The organism is Pseudomonas sp. GW821-FHT04C07, assembly GCF_059420325.1.
Map to the genome: position 1 here is coordinate 148,668 of NZ_JBWKTM010000016.1, position 18,750 is coordinate 167,417.

Sequence of the window (18,750 nt, forward strand, 5' to 3'; positions counted from 1 at the left end):
ATAAATGAAGGATCCTACCAGCGATGTAGACTTGCGGCATGGAAACGGAGGGGCATGATGGAGCCGATACTGGAACTTGAGAGCGCGCGGCTGCTGTTGCGTCAGTGGCGCGATGAGGATTTGCCGGAATTTGCGGTCATGTGTGCCGATCCTCAGGTCATGCGTTATTTTCCGGCGCCCTTGAGTCGTCTGCAAAGCGCGGCATTGATTGGGCGAATACGCGGCCATTTTGCCGAATATGGCTTCGGCCTGTGGGCGCTGGAGCGTAAGGACACCGGGGTGTTTATCGGTTTTACCGGGCTCGGCGTGGTGGGGTTCGATGCACCGTTTACCCCGGCGACCGAAATCAGCTGGCGTCTGGCCCGCGAGCATTGGGGGTTGGGGTATGCCAGCGAAGCGGCCTGGACCGTTCTGCGTTGCGGCTTTGACCGGTTGGCGCTGAAGGAAGTCGTGGCATTTACCACCGCTGCCAATCAGCTGTCGCAGAAAGTCATGCAGGCGATCGGCATGCAACACGACCCGGTGGCCGATTTCGAGCATCCGAAGCTCGGCAGCGATGATCCATTGCGCCACCATGTGCTGTACCGCATCAGCCGTGAACAATGGTTGGAAACCTTGCATGGATAAGCCTGCCCGGACGTTTACAATGTGTCCCTAGTTGGCTCGGGCCAAAAACTGAATCGACCGCTGCAGCCAAGACTGCGCGGCATTGCTCTTTGTGAGGAGAGTCTGAATGAGCCATGTACTGGATGATCTGGTCGACCTGTTGACCCTGGAACCGATCGAAGAAAACCTTTTTCGCGGTCGTAGCCAGGATCTGGGTTTCCGCCAGTTGTTCGGCGGTCAGGTACTCGGCCAATCGTTGTCGGCGGCCAGCCAGACCGTAGAAGAAGCGCGCCATGTGCATTCGATGCATGGTTATTTTCTGCGCCCTGGCGATGCCGGTTTGCCGGTGGTTTATCAGGTTGATCGAGTGCGCGATGGCGGCAGTTTCAGTACCCGTCGTGTCACGGCGATCCAGAAGGGCAATCCGATCTTCACCTGCAGCGCGTCGTTCCAGTACGACGAAGAAGGTTTCGAGCACCAGCAGCAGATGCCGCAAGTGGTCGGCCCGGAAAATCTGCCGTCGGAACTGGAGATCACCCAGCAGAGCGCGCACCTGATTCCGGAACACATGCGTGAAAAGCTGCTGTGCCCCAAGCCGATCGAAGTGCGCCCGGTGACGGAAAAAGACCCCTACAACCCGCAACCCGGCGACCCGATCAAATACGTGTGGTTTCGGGCTGACGGCACCTTGGCCGACTCGCCGGCGCTGCACAAATACCTGCTGGCTTATGCGTCGGACTTCGGTTTGCTGACCACTGCCATGCTGCCCCACGGCAAGTCGGTCTGGCAAAAGGACATGCAAGTCGCCAGCCTCGACCATGCGCTGTGGTTCCACGGCGACCTGCGCGCCGATGATTGGCTGCTGTACGCGATGGACAGTCCATGGGCCGGAAATTCTCGTGGTTTTTCCCGGGGCAGTGTGTTCAATCGTGCCGGGCAACTGGTGGCGTCGGTCACTCAGGAAGGCTTGATTCGTCACCGCAAGGATTGGGCATGAGTCTCTCCGAGGTGCGGTACTGGGTGTTCGACATGGACGGCACGCTGACAATTGCCGTGCATGACTTCGTGGCGATCCGCGAGGCGCTGGCGATTCCCGCTCAAAGCGACATTCTGACCCACCTCGCCGCGCTACCTGCTGATGAGTGCGCGGCCAAACATGCCTGGTTGCTCGAACACGAACGGGATCTGGCGCTGGGCTCCAGGCCTGCGCCCGGCGCGGTGGAGTTGGTGCGGGAACTGGCGGGGCGCGGCTATCGTCTCGGCATCCTGACCCGCAACGCCCGTGAGCTGGCCCACGTGACCCTGGAGGCAATCGGCCTGGCGGACTGCTTCGCGGTGGAGGATGTGCTGGGCCGCGATGAAGCCCCGCCAAAACCTCATCCGGGTGGTTTGCTGAAACTGGCGCAAGCCTGGGATGTGGCGCCGAGCGAGTTGGTGATGGTCGGAGATTATCGCTTTGACCTGGATTGCGGTCGGGCGGCTGGAGCACGGACGGTGTTGGTTAACTTGCCGGATAATCCGTGGCCGGAATTGACGGATTGGCATGCGCAGGATTGTGTGGCGTTGCGGCAAATGTTGTCCGTTTGAGGCCCAATCGCGGGCAAGCCTCGCTCCTACAGGTTTGGTGTCGATCACAATGGTATGGTTCGACATGGCCCTTGTAGGAGCAGGGGGGACGCGATAGAGGTATTACGGCTTGACCAGTCGCGCATCCAGACTGTTCTGGGCCAGGCGCTTTGCCTGGTCCTGTGTCATACCAAGATGGGTGTACAGCGCGTGGAAGTTCTCGGTGACGTAACCGCCGAAATACGCCGGATCATCCGAGTTCACCGTGACCTTGACGCCACGCTCAAGCATGTCGAGGATGTTGTGCTTTGACATGTCGTCGAACACGCAAAGCTTGGTGTTGGACAATGGGCAGACGGTCAGCGGAATCTGCTCGTCGATAATCCGCTGCATCAGACGTTCATCTTCGATGGCGCGCACACCATGGTCGATACGCTGAATTTTCAGCAGGTCGATGGCTTCCCAGATGTACTCGGGCGGGCCTTCTTCACCGGCATGGGCGACGGTCAGGAAGCCTTCGTTGCGGGCACGATCAAACACGCGCTGGAACTTGCTCGGCGGGTGGCCCATCTCTGAACTGTCGAGGCCGACGGCGATAAACGCATCGCGGAATGGCAACGCCTGATCAAGGGTTTTCTCGGCTTCTTCTTCGCTCAAATGACGCAGGAAACTGAGGATCAGCCCGCTGGTGATGCCCAGCTGGTGCTCGCCATCTTTCAGCGCGCTGGCGATACCGTTGAGCACCACTTCGAACGGCACACCACGGTCGGTGTGGGTTTGCGGGTCGAAGAACGGTTCGGTGTGAATCACGTTCTGCGCCTTGCAGCGCAACAGGTAAGCCCAGGTCAGGTCATAGAAGTCCTGAGACGTGCGCAGTACATCAGCACCCTGGTAATAGAGGTCGAGAAACTCTTGCAGGTTGTTGAAGGCGTAAGCCTTGCGCAGGGTTTCGACGTCGTCCCACGGCAGGGCGATCTTGTTGCGTTCGGCCAGGGCGAACAGCAGCTCGGGCTCCAGCGAGCCCTCCAGGTGCAGGTGCAGTTCTGCCTTGGGCAGGGCGTTCAGCCAGTCGTACATTATCGAATTCTCATCAGGTGCAATGGTGGCATTCTACAGGTCGACGCTCAAATATATGGCAAAACCTGACCAATCGGTTCATCACACAGCTTTCCGTTCTCGCCGATAAGCGTAGGTGTCGGCAAAGCGCGACAGCAGGAATTCGGCGCAGGTGGTGGTCGGGTATTTCGCCGGGTTTTGACTGTCCTGGCAACCGGGCAGGCATTCGATGCGCGTATCAGGATGCGGTTCGGCAAAGAACGGCATGGAATAGCGATCAACTCCCCAAGGGCTGATGACCCGGTGCGGCGTCGAGAGATAACGGTCGTTGCTCCAGTGCGCCATCATGTCGCCGAGGTTGACCACGAAAGTACCCTCGATCGGCGGGGCATCGATCCATTCGCCGTGGACGTTGCGTACCTGCAAGCCACCGGCGGCGTCCTGATAGAGCAGAGTGATGCAGCCGTAATCGGTGTGGGCGCCTGCGCCCTGTTGCGCTTCGCAACTGGCGGTGTGACGTGGCGGGTAGTGAATCATCCGCAACACGCTGACCGGCTCGACGAAACGCTGATCGAAGAAGTCGCGCTCGATCCCCAGCGCCAGGGCCATGGCCCGTAGCAAGGTTTGGGCGAGGCCTTGCATATCGATGTAGTGCTGTTCCATCAGGCTTTCCCAGCCCGGCAGGTCGGGATGCCGATTGGGGCCGCGCAAGGGTTTCTCCGCCAGCACTTGCGGGTGATCGGCCGGCAGGTGCAAACCCATGTCGAAGGTTTCTTTCAGGTCTCTGGGTTTGTTCGGGTCGAGTTGCTCGGTGGCGATGGCGCCATAGCCGCGATGGTGGCGGGTCTGGGTGATATCGATCTTGAGCTTCTCAACGACCGGCAAGGCGAAGAACTGTTTGGCGCAATCGAGCAATTGGCCGATGCGTGTCGCGGTGATCGGGTGGCCCTTGATATAGAAGAAGCCCCATTCACGGCAGGCGCGGTCGATCTGGTCGGCGACCTCTTGCCAAGCGGTTTGCTCATCGCTGTAGAGCGGGCCGATGTCTATGATCGGAAGTTGGTTCATGTTGCGGTCCTGAATAGCACCGAAGATCCATTGTGGGAGCAGCCGGTCGACGCTCGATTGCTCGCGATAGCGGACTGACAGTCAACATAAATGCTGAATGTTATGGACTCATCGCGAGCAATCGAGCGTCGACCGGCTGCTCCCACAGGGGAGGTGTGTTTGGTTTGAGGGATTACTTCGGCATATCCGCCTTCATGCCTTCGACGTAATAGTTCATCGACGCCAGCTCGGCATTGCTGGCAGTCACACCTGCCGCCAGTTTCTCTACGCCGGCCTGATCCTTGATCGGCCCGGTGAAGGGGTGAAATTCACCGCTCTTGATTTGGCTGATGATCTGCTCGGCTTCAGCCTTCACCTCGGCCGGCACCACATCACTGATTGGTAGTTCAACCGTGCCTTCTTTCAAACCGCCCCAATAGTCCTGGGATTTCCAGCGATGGTCGATCACGCTTTGGGTCGCCTGAACATAGTGTGGCCCCCAGTTGTTGACGATGGAGGTCAGCACCGCTTTGGGCCCGAAGTGCGCCATGTCCGAGGCATAGCCCACCGCATACACGCCACGACGCTCGGCCGCCTGAATCGGTGCCGGGCTGTCGGTGTGCTGGAACACGACGTCCACGCCCTGATCGATCAGGGCGTTGGCGGCGTCAGCCTCTTTGCCCGGATCGAACCAGGAGTTGACCCACACCACTTTGATCTCGGTGCCCGGGTTGTATTTGTTCAGAGCCAGTTGGATGGCGTTGATGTCGCGGATGACCTCCGGAATCGGGAAGGAGGCGACGTAGCCGATTTTTCTGCTCTTGGTCATTTTTGCCGCGAGGAAGCCGCCGACATACCGCCCCTCGTAAGTGCGCGCCAGGTAGGTGCCGAGGTTCTTGTCCTGCTTGTAGCCGGTGGCATGTTCGAAGGTCACGTTGGGAAATTGTCTGGCGACCTTCAGTGTCGGGTTCATGTAGCCGAAGGATGTGGTGAAAATCATGTCGTACTTGTCCTTGGCCATATTGCGGATCACTCGCTCGGCATCCGCGCCTTCGGCCACGTTCTCGACGAAGTTGGTGGTGACCTGATCGCCGAATTTTTCCACTAACGCCTTACGGCCTTGTTCATGCTGATAAGTCCAGCCATGGTCACCAATCGGACCGATATAGACGAAGCCGACTTTCAACGGATCAGTCGCACTGGCAGCCAGGCTGGCGCTCAGGCCAATGGCCGCTGCAACGGCGCACAGCAGCTTCTTCAACGGACGTGCATGCATGAATTCGAACTCCATTTTGTTGTGAGGGTTGGCTGGGCTCAAAGGCTTGAGCAGCTCAATGCAAATAGCTGACCAACAAGACAACAAAATGCCGGATAGCGCATTCCTGTGGGAGCGGGCTGACCGGTGAAGGGGAGTGTATGAACACAGCAAGAACCAAGGCAGTGCACCCCTGCAAGCTCATGCCTGCCACTGGTGCGCCAGGGCTTTGAAAGCATCTCGGGCAAGCCTTGCTCCTACGGATCGCATGTACCCGTAGGAGCGAGGCTTGCCCGCGATAAGATTGATCAAACGCCGCTAATCAACTGCCTGGCCGCCTGACTGTGGTCGGCAATCAACCCCTTCAAATCAAGCCCTTCAACCTGCCCATCGATCACCCGCCATTTACCGCCAATCATCACCCGATCCGCCCTGTCCGCGCCGCACAGCAATAGCGCCGACAGCGGGTCATGGCTGCCGGAGAAGCGCAGCTCATCGAGTTTGAACAACGCCAGATCCGCCTGCCTGCCCACCGCCAGTTCACCGATATCGGTGCGCCCGAGCAGTTGCGCCGAACCGCGTGTGGCCCAGCCGAGCACTAACTCGGGGGTGATCTTTTCCGCGCCGTAGCGCAGGCGTTGCAGGTACAACGCCTGGCGGGTCTCGAGGATCATGTTCGATGCATCGTTTGAGGCCGAGCCATCCACACCCAAACCCAGCGGCGCACCTGCTGCGATCAAGTCCAGCGTCGGGCAAATGCCTGAAGCCAGGCGCATATTGGAGCTAGGGCAATGGCAGATGCCGGTACCGGCCGCGCCCAGACGGGCGATTTCATCAGGGTTGAAATGAATGCCATGGGCCAGCCAGGTGCGCGGTCCGAGCCAGCCGACGCTGTCCAGATAATCCACGGTGCGCAGGCCGAAGCGCTGCAGGCAGAAGTCTTCTTCGTCGAGGGTTTCGGCAAGGTGAGTGTGCAGGCGCACGTCGAGTGCGTTGGCCAGTTCCGCGCTGGCCGACATGATTTGCGGCGTGACGGAAAATGGCGAGCAGGGTGCCAGAGCAATCTGGATTTGCGCGCCGTCGCCGCGTTCGTGGTACTCGGCAATCAGCCGCTGGCTATCGGCGAGAATCACTTCACCCTGCTGCACAGTCTGTTGCGGCGGCAACCCGCCGTCGGCTTCACCCAGGCTCATCGAGCCACGGGTAAGCATCGCGCGCATGCCCAGTTCGCGAACGCTCTGGACTTGCACATCAATGGCGTTTTCCAGACCTTCGGGAAACAGGTAATGGTGATCGGCCGCCGTTGTACAGCCAGACAGCAGCAACTCGGCCAAAGCGACTTTTGTCGCCAGCGCCAACTTTTCCGGGGTCAGGCGAGCCCAGACCGGATAGAGGGTTTTCAACCAGGGGAACAACGGCTGATTGACCACCGGCGCCCAGGCGCGGGTCAGGGTTTGATAGAAGTGGTGATGGGTGTTGATCAGCCCGGGAAGGATCACATGCTCGCGAGCATCGAAGACTTGTCCACAGGCAGTGGCCGGTTGTTGCCCTATACCGAGCACTTCGACGATCAAACCGTCTTGCAGCACCAGGCCGCCACGGGCATCGAGCGCGTTGGCAGTGAAAATGGCCAGGGGGTTTTTTAACCAGATACGGGTCGCAGGCATTGGCCGGCTCCTCTGAAAAATGGGTTCAGGTTCGCCAGCTCAGTGTTGCCCTGTCTGCTGATCCAGGGTCGCCGGGGAGGGCGAAGTGCAGAGTTTACTCACATATTTGGTCGGCTACATAGGGCCGCTGATCTACCGATGAATTACCAGGGAATTGTCTCGCCTCTGTAGTTCACAAAATGATGCCCGCCTTTACCCGCGTAAGTATTCACCTGCTCGATCAACCCACGGGTGCTGGTCTCGACATCGATGTCCGCACCTTCACCGCCCATATCGGTTTTCACCCAGCCCGGATGCAACGACAGTACAGTCATTTTCTGCTCGCCCAACTGAGTGACGAAGCTGTTGGTCATGGAGTTCAAGGCGGCTTTGCTGGCCTTGTACAGCGCCAGTTCCGGCGCATCGGGCATGGTCACGCTGCCGAGTACCGAACTCATGAACGCCAGCACACCGCTGTCCGGGCGAATCTGGCCGATGAAGCGCTGAGCCAGATTGATCGGGGCCACGGCGTTGGTGAAGAACAACTGTCCAACCTCGGCGAGGGTTGCATTGCCTGGGGTCTGATCATCCGGTCCTTTGACGCCGGCGTTGACGAACAGCAAGTCGAACACCTGGCCCTTCAGCCGTTGGCTCAGGGCGATGACGGCTTGCTGATCATCCATGTCCAGTTGCTCGATCCGGACGTTACCCAATGCCTGCAAGGCCTCGGCTTTCTGCAGATTGCGCACGGTGGCGGTGACTTGCCAGCCGTCGGCCAGCAAGCGTTGTACCAGACCGAGGCCCAAACCACGGGAGGCGCCGATGATTAATGCGTTTTTTGCAGCGTTCATAAACGGGTTCCTTTGGAAAAGAGGATCACGGTCTTAATGGGCAACTCTGACTGAGCCGTAGTTGTAACTCCTGGCGTAGCTCTCCGAGTTCGGCGATGCGGGTTTCGATCAGGCTCAGTTTGTCTTGCAGCAACCGGGTCACGGCGCTGTCAGGGTCTTTGGCCTGCCACAGCGAGGCCACACTACTACCGATTTCGCCGAGGCTGAAGCCCAGGCGTTGGGCGGTCTTGATGTAGAGCACCAGTTGCACCATCTCGGCCGGATAGTCGCGGTAACCGTTGGCGCTGCGTTGGGCGGCGATCAATCCCCGTTGCTCGTAAAAGCGCAGGGTGTCGCGGCTGACGGCGCTGGCCTGGGCTAATTCACCGATACGCATCTTGAAGACTCTTTGAGGCTTGACCCTGGAGCATACTCCAGGCTTTAGCCTGCGTGCTCCCTGAATAAATGGAGACGCCTCAATGTGGACTGCAAGCCAATACCGTCAACTGGTTCGTGCGAGCGGCTGGTACGACTTGCTCGTGACCGTCGCTTTCGTCACCCCCTGGAGTTTTATGGCGCTACACGGGTTGATGCTGAGTCTTTCCCGGACATTCAATCTACCTGGTGAACTGCCGCCGTTCGAACCGATGCACATGCTGATGGCCAATCTGTTGGGCTCGATCGTTTGCGTCTGGTCGGTGTTACGGATTCGTGATCCGCAGCAAGCGTTCGGCCGCTATGACGCAGCTGGACGGTTTTTGTTCGCAACGTGGCAGATCTATGCCCTGGCCCACGGCGCCAGCTCATTGCTGGCGGTTTTCCTGTTCTTCGAACTGGCGTGGGGCGTTGCACAGTTGTTGCCGGTCAAGCATCTCGCAGATGACCGAAGCCCCCGTAGCAGCCTGCGTTCGGCTACGAAGTAGTCGTAAAGGCCATAACGCGATTCTGGACGAAATTCGAGTCGTCAGGATTACGACCGCTTCGCGGCCGAACGCAGGCTTCGCCAGCTGCTACGAAGAGCCTGCTGTTCCAGGCAGAACCTAATGCCCCGCCTGCCACGGCTGCCCTAACGAAACCGGTGCGTACAAGCGTGTTCGCAGCGCGTTCCGCGACAGCAGCACCAACACCAGAATGGTCGCGGCATAGGGCAGCATCGCCAGCAGGTTCGAAGGGATCGCCAGCCCCAAGCCTTGGGCAACCAGGTGCAAGATGCTGGCGAGCCCGAACAGGTAAGCGCCCAGCAGCAAACGCCATACGCGCCAACTGGCAAACACCACTAGCGCCAGGGCAATCCAGCCACGGCCGGCGCTCATGTTCTCCGCCCACATCGGTGTATAGGCCAGTGACAGATAGGCACCGGCCAACCCGGCCATGGCGCCACCGAACAGCACCGCCAGTGTGCGCACACCAAGCACCGGCAATCCCATGGCGCTGGCAGCGTCCGGATTTTCCCCGACGGCCTGAACGATCAGGCCTACGCGGCTTTTCAGAATCGCCCAAGCCACCAGCGCAAACAGCGCGAATGACAGATAGACCAACAGATCCTGAGCAAACAGCATCCGCCCGATCAGCGGGATCTCGCTCAGAAAAGGAATCGCCACTGGCTCGAAACCCGCCAGCGGCTTGCCAACCCAGGCCGCACCGACAAAGCTCGAAAGGCCGACGCCAAAGATAGTCAGCGCCAGCCCGGTCGCCACCTGATTGGCGTTGAACACCAGCGCCACCAAGGCAAACAGCGTCGACAGCAACATACCGGCGAGCACCGCCAGCAACACGCCGAGCCAGAGGTTACCGGTGCTCAAGGCGACGATAAAACCGATCACCGCGCCGAACAGCATCATGCCTTCCTGACCGAGGTTGAGGACGCCGCTTTTTTCGCAGATCAGTTCACCCAAGGCCACCAACAGCAGCGGCGTGCCGCAGCGGACCATGGCGTAGAAAATATTACTCAGCAGATCGATATCCATCACAGGGCTCCAACGCGTTCAGAGGTGGTCGAGGAGCGCCGTGCCCAGCGCAGGTTAAGGCGCGGGCGGTAGAGAATCAGCACATCACTGGCGAGCAGAAAAAACAGCATCATGCCCTGGAACAATTGGGTGATCGCCTGCGGCAGGTTAAGGCTCATCTGCGCGCTCTCGCCGCCGATGTACAGCAGCGCCATCAGCAGGCTGGAAAACAAAATGCCGATGGGATTCAGTCGGCCAAGAAATGCCACAGTGATCGCCGCGTAGCCATAACCGGGCGATACCTGCGGCACCAGTTGTCCGATCGGCCCGGTGACTTCGCAAACGCCAGCCAGCCCCGCCAATCCACCGCTGATCAACAGCGCGAGCCAGATCAGCCGCTTCTCGCGAAAACCAACGAAACCGGCGGCGCGCTTGTCCAGGCCGAGCACCTTGATTTGAAAACCGACAAAGCTCTTGTGCAGCAGCACCCAAACGGCAACCAGCGCCAGCAGGGCGAAATACACCCCGGCGTGCACGCGGCCGTCCTCCAGCAACAGCGGCAAACGGCTGGCCTCGCCGAACATTGCCGATTCCGGGAAGTTGAAGCCGGCCGGGTCCTTCAGCGGCCCGTGGACGCAGAACAGCAGCAGGTTCAGGGCGATGTAATTGAGCATGATGCTGGTGAGGATTTCATTGGCGTTGAACCGCGTGCGCAGCCATGCCGTCAACCCGGCCCAGGCAGCACCGGCCAGCGTGCCGATCATCAGGATTGACACCAGCGCCCAGCGACTTTGCACATTGATGATATTCACTGCCAGTGCACTGCCGGCCAGAGCGCCGAGCAGCAACTGACCTTCGGCGCCGATGTTCCAGATCCGCGCTTGATACGCCACCGCCAGACCCAACGCACACAGCAGAATCGGCAAGGCTTTGACCAACAGCTCAGAGACGCCATACAGGTCACTGATCGGCGCAATCAACAAGGTGTGCAAGGTCATCAAAGGGTCGTGACCGAGTGCAATAAACAGCAGCGAGCCACAACCCAGGGTCAACGTTGCGGCAAGTAGCGGCGAGCACCACAGCATCAGGCGCGATTGCTGGCCACGGGGTTCGAGAGAAAGCAGCATGTGAAACTCCGTTAAACCGGCAAAGGCGTGGATTGGTGAGACGTGTCGAACTGCCCCGCCATCCAGCCACCGACTGCGATCAGGCTGGTTTGTGCGGTCGGTTTGAGCGTCGACAGTCGACCGCTGCATAGTGCCGCCAGTCGATCGCTGATCTGGAACAATTCGTCGAGGTCTTCGCTGATCACCAGGATCGCGGCACCCGCATCGCGCAGGGCAATCAACGCGTGATGGATCACCGCCGCGGCACCCACATCCACGCCCCAGGTCGGGTGCGCCGCGATCAGCAGTTTCGGTTGCTGAAGGATTTCCCGGCCGAGAATGAATTTCTGCAAATTGCCGCCGGACAGGCTGCGAGCACAGGTTTCAGTATTCGGTGTCTTGACCCCGAAGCGGCGGATGATCTCTTCGGCCAATGCCTGGACTTTGCCACGCTGAATCAGGCCATTGCTGACCAGCCCTTGCTGAAAAGCGGTCAGCAAGGCGTTGTCTGCCAGACTCAATTGCGGCACTGCCCCGTGGCCGAGGCGTTCTGCCGGTACAAATGCCAGGCCGAGGCCGCGTCTTGCATCGGGGCGTAAATGAGCGACCGGTTGCCCGGCGAAACTGATGGTCGCGGCGTCATTACGTGCAAGGCATTCTTCGCCGCTGAGCAGGGCCAGCAATTCGTCCTGGCCATTCCCGGCGACACCGGCGATCCCAACGATTTCGCCGCTGCGCACTTCAAGGTGGATATCCCTCAGTGAGCAGCCGAACGGATCCGGGTTATGCCAGGACAGCTTTTGTATCTGCAAGAAAGTTTCGCGGCCGCCGACCTTCGGATAATCAGCGATAAACCCCGCCGCATCACCCACCATCAAACGAGCCAGTTGCTGATCCGTGCACTCGGCTGGAACGCAATGTCCGGCCACTCGACCACCGCGCAGCACCGTGGCCTTATGACACAGCGCCCGAACCTCGCCGAGCTTGTGGCTGATAAACAGAATGCTGCAGCCCTCGACGGCCAATCGACGCAGGGTGACGAACACCTCGTCCGCCTCTTGCGGAGTCAGGACCGAGGTCGGCTCATCGAGAATCAGCAGGCGAATGTCTTGCATCAGGCAACGAATGATCTCCACCCGCTGACGCTCGCCAATCGACAAACTGTGCACCAGCCGTTCTGGCTCCAGCGCCATGCCATAACGTTGCGAGACTTCACGAATGCGCGGCTCCAGTTGCGTGGGTGTGCCTGCCGCAGCGCCCATGGCCAGGGCAATGTTCTGCGCCACGCTCAGGGTTTCAAACAGCGAGAAATGCTGGAACACCATGCCAATCCCCAGACTGCGCGCCTGGGCCGGGTTGCGCATGGTCAAGTGTTGTCCTTGCCAGATCATCTCGCCCGAGTCGGCATGGGTCACGCCGTAGATAATTTTCATCAGGGTGCTTTTCCCGGCGCCGTTTTCACCGAGCAGGGCGTGGATCTCACCGGGTTGAATACTCAGGTCGATACCGTCATTGGCCAGGCAGCCGGGATAGCGTTTGCTGATTCTGCGCAATTGCAGACGCGGTGTTTGATCAGGGATCGGCACGGGATTTGGCATGACAGGCTCGGGACAATTGAAGTTGTGCCTGTGGATAAAGCAATTTCCTGGCCATTGAGTCAGGAAAACCCGGTGTCGTCGTTGTTCTGCCTGCTGCGCAGCCTCTCGCGCAATATACTGATCCCTGCTCCGGCACCACTTCAGGGCAAGCCCGTCGATAAGGCCCCGGTTTCGCCCGTATCGAACTGGTTAAAAAATGAGCAGCCGACGGAGAGCGTTGCTGCCTATGCGACTGAGCCAGCCTTGCACGGGTTATCCACAGATTGCTCCACAGTATTTGTGCGCAAGCCAAAAGCCCAGGCATAAGCACTGAAAGGCTTTCTTCTAAAGGCGATAAACCGCTCTAACTGATTGTTTTTCAGTGGGATTAATCCCGAAGAAGGGCGATTGGACGAAAAATGAACAATGGCCGCAAAGCCACGTTGCAGAAGGGGTTGCGGGGAATGTGCTCAGGTTATCCACAGTCGGGTGCACAGCAGATGTGGGCAAGTCGTGGAAACACTTGGATTAAGTCTTGCCCCAAAAGATCGCAGCCTTTTACCGCTGCAACAGAATGCGTCCGCGACTCAGATCGGCCAGTTGCGTTTGCAGGGTCTGGATCTGTGATTCACCTACGGCCAGGTGCAACTCCACGCCATTGGCGGTGAAGGTTTCTTCCAGCATCAGGCCCCCGAGTTCGGCCACCCGCAGTTTGACCAGCGCCAATTCGCCGAAGCCGCAGGCGCAACGCAACGGCACCCGGCTGATCAGCGCAATTCGTTCAGCGGTTTGCAAGCACTTGTTGGCACTGCCGCCATAGGCCCGAGCGAGTCCGCCGGTACCTAACTGGATGCCGCCGTACCAGCGAATCACCACTACCGCTACTTGATCACAATCCTGCGCTTCGATGGCCGCCAGAATCGGCCGTCCGGCAGTGCCGCCCGGTTCGCCATCGTCGCTGCTGCGGTATTGATCGGCGAGCTTCCAGGCCCAGCAATTGTGCGAGGCATTCAAGTCGCTGTGCTGCTCGATGAACGCCTGAGCATCAACGGCGCTGCTGATCGGCGCAGCGAGGGCGATGAAGCGGCTTTTGCGAATTTCTTCGCGGTATTCGCAAAGGCCGGCGAGGGTAAAAGGCATGTGCGAGGATCTTTTAAAGGGTTGGCTTGAGGCCGCAGCCCTTGAGAATGATACGGATCAGGTTATTACCAGCGTCTTCCATGTCCTGCCTGGTCAGCTTGGTGCGGCCCGTCACGCGACAAATCTGTGTGGCGAAGTCGGCGTAATGCTGGGTGCTGCCCCACAACAGAAAGATCAGGTTTACCGGGTCGACCGGGTCCATCTTGCCAGCGTCGATCCAGGCCTGAAATACACCTGCACGGCCCTGGAACCAGACGCGATAGTCCTGGCTGAAATGCTCGCTCAGGCATTCCCCGCCGCTGATGATCTCCATGGCGAAGATCCGTGAGGCTTGCGGTTGGCGGCGGGAAAACTCCATCTTGGCGCGGATGTAGCGCGTCAGCGCTTCGGCCGGATCGTCTTCGGCGGTTAATGTGTTGAAGGTGCTGTCCCACAACTCGATGATGTTGCTCAGCACCGCCACATAGAGCCCGAGCTTGTTGGTGAAGTAGTAATGCAGGTTAGCCTTGGGCAGTCCGGCATTCTGCGCAATGGTGTTCATGCTGGTGCCTTTGAACCCGTGACGAGCGAACTCGTCTTCGGCGGCCTTGATGATTGCGTCTTCGTTTTTTTGGCGAATTCGGCTGGCAGGTTTGCCGGTGTGGGCTGGGACTTCAAGGGTCATGGACGTTTCCGAGCAGTTCTGTGGGTGCAACCAATGCGTTGATAGCGCACCCACAAGAATCAGACAAGCCTTGTCACCATAAAAGCCTCGAAGCCGTTCGGTTTTACCGCGTGGCCGCCAGGCTTTCCAAGAAACTTTCCAACACCAAATGAGGGCGACGTCCCTTGCGGGTGACCGAAGCCAGGCTCAGGTCGTAGAAGCGCGCCTTGGGTTTCAAAGCGCGCAGTCGGCCTTGCTGCACCCAGAGGCTGGCGTAATGGTCCGGCAGGTAGCCGATATAGCGTCCGGTCAAAATCAGAAACGCCATGCCTTCCCGATCCGACGCGCTGGCGGTGCAATTGAGTGCCTGATAATGCGCCTGGATCTCGGACGGCAAACGGAAGGTCGGTGCGATGGCGTCCTGACTGTTGAGCCGCTGGTCATCCAGTTGTTTGTCATCGACATAAAACAGCGGATGCCCGACCGCGCAGTAGAGCAGCGAACGCTCGCTGTACAGCGGCTGGTATTCCAGGCCCGAGAGTGCGCTGGCCTGAGGCACCACACCGACATGTAAACGGCCGTCGAGTACACCTTGCTCCACTTCGTTGGGGGCGATCATGCGGATTTGAATCTGCACGTCCGGGCCCCGCTCCTTCAACTGCGCCAAAGCATGGGTGATGCGCATGTGGGGGAGGGTGACCAGGTTGTCGGTCAGGCCGATGGTCAGCTCACCGCGCAGATGTTGGTGCAGGCCGTTGACCTCGGTGCGAAAGCTTTCCAGCGCACTGAGTAGTTGCAAGGCCGACTGATAGACCTCGCGTCCTTCCTCGGTCAGAGAAAACCCTGCGCGACCGCGTTGGCACAGACGCAGGCCGAGGCGTTGTTCAAGGTCGCTCATCTGCTGGCTGATGGCTGAGCGGCCGATCCCCAGCACGGTTTCCGCTGCGGAGAAGCCGCCGCATTCGACCACGCTGCGAAATATGCGCAGCAGACGGATATCAAAGTCACTGACTTGCGCCAGCGGATCGGGGCGACGACTGCTCATAGTTTAGTGCTGGCCTGACTGAACGTTAGAAAAGTTGGATTTCACCGACTTTATCCCCGTGGCAATTTAGCTGCAAGAACGCTTTTGATCCCTACGCCGCTTATTGCCCTGCGAGGTTTTGCTCATGAACTTGCCTGAAAACGCTCCGGTCTCCCTGGCCAGCCAACTCAAGCTCGATGCTCACTGGATGCCTTACACCGCCAACCGCAACTTCCAGCGCGACCCGCGACTGATTGTTGCCGCAGAAGGTAGCTACCTGATCGACGACAAGGGCCGCAAGGTCTATGACTCGTTGTCCGGTCTGTGGACCTGTGGTGCGGGGCATACCCGCAAGGAAATCCAGGAAGCTGTTGCAAAGCAGTTGGGCACCCTCGATTACTCGCCGGGCTTTCAGTACGGTCACCCACTGTCTTTCCAGCTGGCAGAGAAAATCACCGAGCTGACCCCAGGTAACCTGAATCACGTGTTCTTCACCGATTCCGGCTCCGAGTGTGCTGACACCGCGGTGAAGATGGTGCGTGCCTACTGGCGTCTGAAAGGTCAGGCGACCAAGACCAAAATGATCGGTCGTGCCCGTGGCTACCACGGCGTGAACATCGCCGGCACCAGTCTGGGCGGCGTCAACGGCAACCGCAAAATGTTCGGTCAGGCAATGATGGATGTCGACCATCTGCCGCACACCTTGCTGGCGAGCAATGCCTATTCCCGTGGAATGCCGGAGCAGGGCGGTATTGCCCTGGCCGATGAGCTGCTCAAGCTGATCGAGTTGCACGATGCCTCGAACATCGCCGCCGTGTTCGTCGAGCCGCTGGCCGGTTCCGCTGGTGTGCTGGTTCCGCCTCAGGGTTACCTCAAGCGCCTGCGCGAAATCTGTGATCAACACAACATCCTGCTGGTCTTCGACGAAGTGATTACTGGCTTTGGTCGTACCGGCTCGATGTTCGGTGCTGACAGCTTTGGCGTGACCCCGGACCTGATGTGCATCGCCAAGCAAGTCACCAACGGCGCAATCCCTATGGGCGCGGTGATTGCCAGTTCCGAGATTTATCAGACCTTCATGAATCAACCGACGCCGGAATACGCGGTGGAATTCCCCCACGGCTACACCTACTCGGCGCACCCGGTGGCTTGCGCGGCTGGTTTGGCTGCACTGGATCTGCTGCACAAGGAAAACCTGGTGCAGAGCGTGGCTGAAGTCGCGCCGCATTTCGAGAATGCGTTGCACGGTTTGAAGGGTTCGAAAAACGTCATCGACATTCGTAACTATGGCCTGGCCGGCGCGATTCAGATCGCCCCGCGAGACGGCGACGCCATCGTGCGTCCGTTCGAAGCCGGTATGGCGCTATGGAAAGCTGGTTTCTACGTGCGCTTCGGCGGCGACACCTTACAGTTCGGCCCAACCTTCAACAGCAAGCCGCAGGATCTTGATCGCCTGTTCGACGCGGTCGGCGAAGTGCTGAACAAAGTCGACTGATCCAGCCTGTAGGAGCCGAGCTTGCTCGCGATGGGCCTCAAGGACGCCATCGCCGGCAAGCCGTGCTCCTGCAAAAAGCCATGTTTATTTAGCAGGTGCCCCATGTCGGGCGCCTGTGGACAACTTTTCAGGAGCCCCGCATGAGTCTTATCCAGCATTTGATCAACGGCGAACTGGTGACCGACAACGGTCGCAGCGCTGATGTGTTCAACCCGTCCACCGGCCAGCCGATTCACAAGGTTCCTCTGGCAAGTCGCGAAACAGTGCAAAAAGCCATCGACACGGCCAAGGCTGCTTTTCCTGCATGGCGCAACACACCGCCGGCCAAGCGTGCTCAGGTGATGTTCCGCTTCAAACAACTGCTCGAGCAGAACGAAGCGCGTATCGCTCAGTTGATCAGCGAAGAGCACGGCAAGACCCTGGAAGACGCCGCTGGCGAACTGAAGCGCGGTATCGAGAACGTCGAATACGCCTGCTCGGCTCCGGAAATCCTCAAGGGCGAGTACAGCCGTAACGTCGGCCCGAACATCGATGCCTGGTCCGACTTCCAGCCGTTGGGCGTGGTTGCCGGCATCACGCCGTTCAACTTCCCGGCCATGGTTCCGCTGTGGATGTATCCATTGGCGATCGTGTGCGGAAACTGCTTCATCCTCAAGCCTTCCGAGCGTGATCCGAGTTCAACGCTGCTGATCGCCCAGCTGCTGCAAGAAGCCGGCTTGCCGAAAGGTGTGTTGAGCGTGGTGCACGGCGACAAAGGTGCGGTGGATGCGTTGATCGAAGCGCCAGAGGTTAAAGCGCTTAGCTTTGTCGGATCGACTCCGATTGCTGAATACATCTATGCCGAAGCCACCAAGCGCGGCAAACGTGTGCAAGCATTGGGCGGGGCGAAGAACCATGCGGTGCTGATGCCGGATGCAGACCTGGACAACGCAGTCAGTGCCTTGATGGGCGCGGCCTATGGTTCTTGCGGTGAGCGTTGCATGGCGATCTCGGTGGCCGTGTGTGTCGGCGATCAGGTGGCGGATGCATTGGTCGCCAAGTTGGTGCCGCAAATCAAGGCGCTGAAAATTGGTGCCGGCACTTCCTGTGGTCTGGACATGGGCCCACTGGTGACCGGTCAGCATCGCGACAAAGTCAGCGGCTATATAGAAGACGGGGTTTCTTCCGGCGCTGAGTTGGTGGTCGATGGCCGTGGTCTGAGCGTAACGGGCCACGAAGAGGGCTTCTTCCTCGGCGGCTGCCTGTTCGATCGCGTCACTCCAGAGATGCGTATCTATAAAGAAGAGATCTTCGGCCCGGTGCTGTGCATCGTGCGAGTGAACAGCCTTGAAGAGGCGATGCAACTGATCAACGATCACGAGTACGGCAACGGCACCTGCATCTTTACCCGTGACGGTGAAGCGGCCCGGTTGTTCTGCGACGAGATTGAAGTGGGGATGGTGGGCGTCAACGTACCGCTGCCGGTTCCAGTGGCGTACCACAGCTTTGGCGGCTGGAAGCGTTCGTTGTTCGGTGACCTGCATGCTTATGGCCCGGATGGTGTGCGCTTCTATACCCGCCGTAAGGCAATTACCCAGCGCTGGCCGCAACGTGCCAGTCACGAAGCTTCGCAGTTCGCTTTCCCTAGCTTATAAGTAGAAGAGTAAAAAGGCCGGCTCCCTTATTTGAAAAAAGGTGCCGGCCTTTTGCTTTTCAGGGTCTTTTTGACTCATATGACAGAATTGTGAAAATAGAGGTTGACGGCAGAATCTGGAAGCCTATAATTCGCCCCACTTCCGGCGCAGTCGAAACGGAAAACTCCTTGGTAAACAAA

General features: G+C 59.0%; 19 protein-coding genes. 7 read left to right on the forward strand and 12 right to left on the reverse strand.

The window, feature by feature from the left end:
* Positions 1–57 precede the first annotated feature (57 nt).
* The 3 genes from AC07UI_RS25415 (at position 58) to AC07UI_RS25425 (ending at position 2,193) form a co-directional block, all read left to right on the forward strand.
* Complete coding sequence (locus AC07UI_RS25415) at positions 58–627, forward strand: GNAT family N-acetyltransferase (protein ID WP_494995063.1); 570 nt, start codon at positions 58–60, stop codon at positions 625–627.
* 106 nt (positions 628–733) lie between these two features.
* Entirely contained in the window at positions 734–1,603 is an 870-nt protein-coding gene (tesB, locus tag AC07UI_RS25420; protein WP_494995064.1) for an acyl-CoA thioesterase II, read from the forward strand.
* The gene (locus tag AC07UI_RS25425) at positions 1,600–2,193 is read left to right on the forward strand and encodes an HAD family hydrolase (protein ID WP_494995065.1); all 594 of its coding nucleotides are present in this window, start codon (positions 1,600–1,602) and stop codon (positions 2,191–2,193) included. Before tesB ends, AC07UI_RS25425 begins: the two co-directional genes overlap by 4 nt.
* 102 nt (positions 2,194–2,295) lie before the next feature.
* Here the strand turns inward: AC07UI_RS25425 and AC07UI_RS25430 are convergent, their stop codons facing one another.
* From AC07UI_RS25430 to AC07UI_RS25455, 6 genes are all read right to left on the reverse strand, one after another.
* Positions 2,296–3,249 carry an adenosine deaminase gene (locus tag AC07UI_RS25430; RefSeq protein ID WP_494995066.1) on the reverse strand — a complete coding sequence of 318 codons (954 nt, stop codon included), beginning with the start codon at positions 3,247–3,249 and terminating at the stop codon, positions 2,296–2,298.
* A gap of 81 nt (positions 3,250–3,330) precedes the next feature.
* Complete coding sequence (locus AC07UI_RS25435; protein WP_494995067.1) at positions 3,331–4,296, reverse strand: 2-oxoglutarate and iron-dependent oxygenase domain-containing protein; 966 nt, start codon at positions 4,294–4,296, stop codon at positions 3,331–3,333.
* Positions 4,297–4,468: 172 nt separating this feature from the next.
* Positions 4,469–5,551: a BMP family ABC transporter substrate-binding protein gene (locus AC07UI_RS25440; RefSeq protein WP_494995068.1), complete on the reverse strand. Its 1,083-nt coding sequence runs from the start codon at positions 5,549–5,551 to the stop codon at positions 4,469–4,471.
* Between the two features lie 287 nt (positions 5,552–5,838).
* On the reverse strand, positions 5,839–7,197 hold the full coding sequence (locus AC07UI_RS25445; protein ID WP_494995069.1) for an 8-oxoguanine deaminase: 1,359 nt from the start codon (positions 7,195–7,197) through the stop codon (positions 5,839–5,841).
* A 143-nt stretch (positions 7,198–7,340) separates the two neighbouring features.
* The gene (locus AC07UI_RS25450) at positions 7,341–8,027 is read right to left on the reverse strand and encodes an SDR family oxidoreductase (protein ID WP_494995070.1); all 687 of its coding nucleotides are present in this window, start codon (positions 8,025–8,027) and stop codon (positions 7,341–7,343) included.
* 25 nt (positions 8,028–8,052) lie between these two features.
* The gene (locus AC07UI_RS25455) at positions 8,053–8,403 is read right to left on the reverse strand and encodes a MerR family transcriptional regulator (protein WP_494995071.1); all 351 of its coding nucleotides are present in this window, start codon (positions 8,401–8,403) and stop codon (positions 8,053–8,055) included.
* Positions 8,404–8,485: 82 nt separating this feature from the next.
* Between AC07UI_RS25455 and AC07UI_RS25460 the strand changes: the two genes are divergently transcribed.
* Positions 8,486–8,929, forward strand: a complete 444-nt coding sequence (locus AC07UI_RS25460; RefSeq protein WP_494995072.1) for a hypothetical protein — start codon at positions 8,486–8,488, stop codon at positions 8,927–8,929.
* A 117-nt stretch (positions 8,930–9,046) separates the two neighbouring features.
* On the opposite strand, the gene AC07UI_RS25465 is transcribed toward AC07UI_RS25460, so the two are convergent.
* The 3 genes from AC07UI_RS25465 to AC07UI_RS25475 are packed head-to-tail and all read right to left on the reverse strand — an operon-like array spanning position 9,047 to position 12,656.
* The gene (locus AC07UI_RS25465; protein ID WP_494995073.1) at positions 9,047–9,973 is read right to left on the reverse strand and encodes an ABC transporter permease; all 927 of its coding nucleotides are present in this window, start codon (positions 9,971–9,973) and stop codon (positions 9,047–9,049) included.
* Positions 9,973–11,079 (reverse strand): ABC transporter permease, encoded by a 1,107-nt coding sequence (locus AC07UI_RS25470; protein ID WP_494995074.1) that lies wholly within the window; start codon positions 11,077–11,079, stop codon positions 9,973–9,975. Before AC07UI_RS25470 ends, AC07UI_RS25465 begins: the two co-directional genes overlap by 1 nt.
* A gap of 11 nt (positions 11,080–11,090) precedes the next feature.
* Positions 11,091–12,656 (reverse strand): ABC transporter ATP-binding protein, encoded by a 1,566-nt coding sequence (locus tag AC07UI_RS25475; RefSeq protein ID WP_494995075.1) that lies wholly within the window; start codon positions 12,654–12,656, stop codon positions 11,091–11,093.
* Between the two features lie 30 nt (positions 12,657–12,686).
* Here AC07UI_RS25475 and AC07UI_RS25480 point away from each other — a divergent pair, with 30 nt between their 5' ends.
* Complete coding sequence (locus AC07UI_RS25480) at positions 12,687–12,962, forward strand: hypothetical protein (RefSeq protein WP_494995076.1); 276 nt, start codon at positions 12,687–12,689, stop codon at positions 12,960–12,962.
* 231 nt (positions 12,963–13,193) lie between these two features.
* On the opposite strand, the gene AC07UI_RS25485 is transcribed toward AC07UI_RS25480, so the two are convergent.
* The 3 genes from AC07UI_RS25485 to AC07UI_RS25495 all read right to left on the reverse strand — a co-directional run bounded on the left by AC07UI_RS25485 (position 13,194) and on the right by AC07UI_RS25495 (position 15,463).
* The gene (locus AC07UI_RS25485) at positions 13,194–13,775 is read right to left on the reverse strand and encodes an IMPACT family protein (protein ID WP_494995077.1); all 582 of its coding nucleotides are present in this window, start codon (positions 13,773–13,775) and stop codon (positions 13,194–13,196) included.
* A 13-nt stretch (positions 13,776–13,788) separates the two neighbouring features.
* Positions 13,789–14,439: a TetR/AcrR family transcriptional regulator gene (locus tag AC07UI_RS25490; protein WP_494995078.1), complete on the reverse strand. Its 651-nt coding sequence runs from the start codon at positions 14,437–14,439 to the stop codon at positions 13,789–13,791.
* 103 nt (positions 14,440–14,542) lie between these two features.
* A complete protein-coding gene (locus AC07UI_RS25495; protein ID WP_494995079.1) occupies positions 14,543–15,463 on the reverse strand; it encodes a LysR family transcriptional regulator in 921 nt (306 codons plus the stop codon).
* A gap of 124 nt (positions 15,464–15,587) precedes the next feature.
* On the opposite strand from AC07UI_RS25495, the gene aptA reads away from it, so the two are divergent.
* Positions 15,588–16,937 (forward strand): omega-aminotransferase AptA, encoded by a 1,350-nt coding sequence (gene aptA / locus AC07UI_RS25500; RefSeq protein ID WP_494995080.1) that lies wholly within the window; start codon positions 15,588–15,590, stop codon positions 16,935–16,937.
* Positions 16,938–17,077: 140 nt separating this feature from the next.
* The gene (locus tag AC07UI_RS25505; RefSeq protein WP_494995081.1) at positions 17,078–18,571 is read left to right on the forward strand and encodes a CoA-acylating methylmalonate-semialdehyde dehydrogenase; all 1,494 of its coding nucleotides are present in this window, start codon (positions 17,078–17,080) and stop codon (positions 18,569–18,571) included.
* The last annotated feature ends 179 nt before the right edge of the window (positions 18,572–18,750 follow it).

What these genes read in the sequence shown, in the direction of transcription:
- AC07UI_RS25415 (WP_494995063.1), top strand. Translation starts at nt 58, where the DNA reads ATGGAGCCGATACTGGAACTTGAGAGCGCGCGGCTGCTGTTGCGTCAG.
- tesB (WP_494995064.1), top strand. Translation starts at nt 734, where the DNA reads ATGAGCCATGTACTGGATGATCTGGTCGACCTGTTGACCCTGGAACCG.
- AC07UI_RS25425 (WP_494995065.1), top strand. Translation starts at nt 1,600, where the DNA reads ATGAGTCTCTCCGAGGTGCGGTACTGGGTGTTCGACATGGACGGCACG.
- AC07UI_RS25430 (WP_494995066.1), bottom strand. Translation starts at nt 3,249, where the DNA reads ATGTACGACTGGCTGAACGCCCTGCCCAAGGCAGAACTGCACCTGCAC.
- AC07UI_RS25435 (WP_494995067.1), bottom strand. Translation starts at nt 4,296, where the DNA reads ATGAACCAACTTCCGATCATAGACATCGGCCCGCTCTACAGCGATGAG.
- AC07UI_RS25440 (WP_494995068.1), bottom strand. Translation starts at nt 5,551, where the DNA reads ATGCATGCACGTCCGTTGAAGAAGCTGCTGTGCGCCGTTGCAGCGGCC.
- AC07UI_RS25445 (WP_494995069.1), bottom strand. Translation starts at nt 7,197, where the DNA reads ATGCCTGCGACCCGTATCTGGTTAAAAAACCCCCTGGCCATTTTCACT.
- AC07UI_RS25450 (WP_494995070.1), bottom strand. Translation starts at nt 8,027, where the DNA reads ATGAACGCTGCAAAAAACGCATTAATCATCGGCGCCTCCCGTGGTTTG.
- AC07UI_RS25455 (WP_494995071.1), bottom strand. Translation starts at nt 8,403, where the DNA reads ATGCGTATCGGTGAATTAGCCCAGGCCAGCGCCGTCAGCCGCGACACC.
- AC07UI_RS25460 (WP_494995072.1), top strand. Translation starts at nt 8,486, where the DNA reads ATGTGGACTGCAAGCCAATACCGTCAACTGGTTCGTGCGAGCGGCTGG.
- AC07UI_RS25465 (WP_494995073.1), bottom strand. Translation starts at nt 9,973, where the DNA reads ATGGATATCGATCTGCTGAGTAATATTTTCTACGCCATGGTCCGCTGC.
- AC07UI_RS25470 (WP_494995074.1), bottom strand. Translation starts at nt 11,079, where the DNA reads ATGCTGCTTTCTCTCGAACCCCGTGGCCAGCAATCGCGCCTGATGCTG.
- AC07UI_RS25475 (WP_494995075.1), bottom strand. Translation starts at nt 12,656, where the DNA reads ATGCCAAATCCCGTGCCGATCCCTGATCAAACACCGCGTCTGCAATTG.
- AC07UI_RS25485 (WP_494995077.1), bottom strand. Translation starts at nt 13,775, where the DNA reads ATGCCTTTTACCCTCGCCGGCCTTTGCGAATACCGCGAAGAAATTCGC.
- AC07UI_RS25490 (WP_494995078.1), bottom strand. Translation starts at nt 14,439, where the DNA reads ATGACCCTTGAAGTCCCAGCCCACACCGGCAAACCTGCCAGCCGAATT.
- AC07UI_RS25495 (WP_494995079.1), bottom strand. Translation starts at nt 15,463, where the DNA reads ATGAGCAGTCGTCGCCCCGATCCGCTGGCGCAAGTCAGTGACTTTGAT.
- aptA (WP_494995080.1), top strand. Translation starts at nt 15,588, where the DNA reads ATGAACTTGCCTGAAAACGCTCCGGTCTCCCTGGCCAGCCAACTCAAG.
- AC07UI_RS25505 (WP_494995081.1), top strand. Translation starts at nt 17,078, where the DNA reads ATGAGTCTTATCCAGCATTTGATCAACGGCGAACTGGTGACCGACAAC.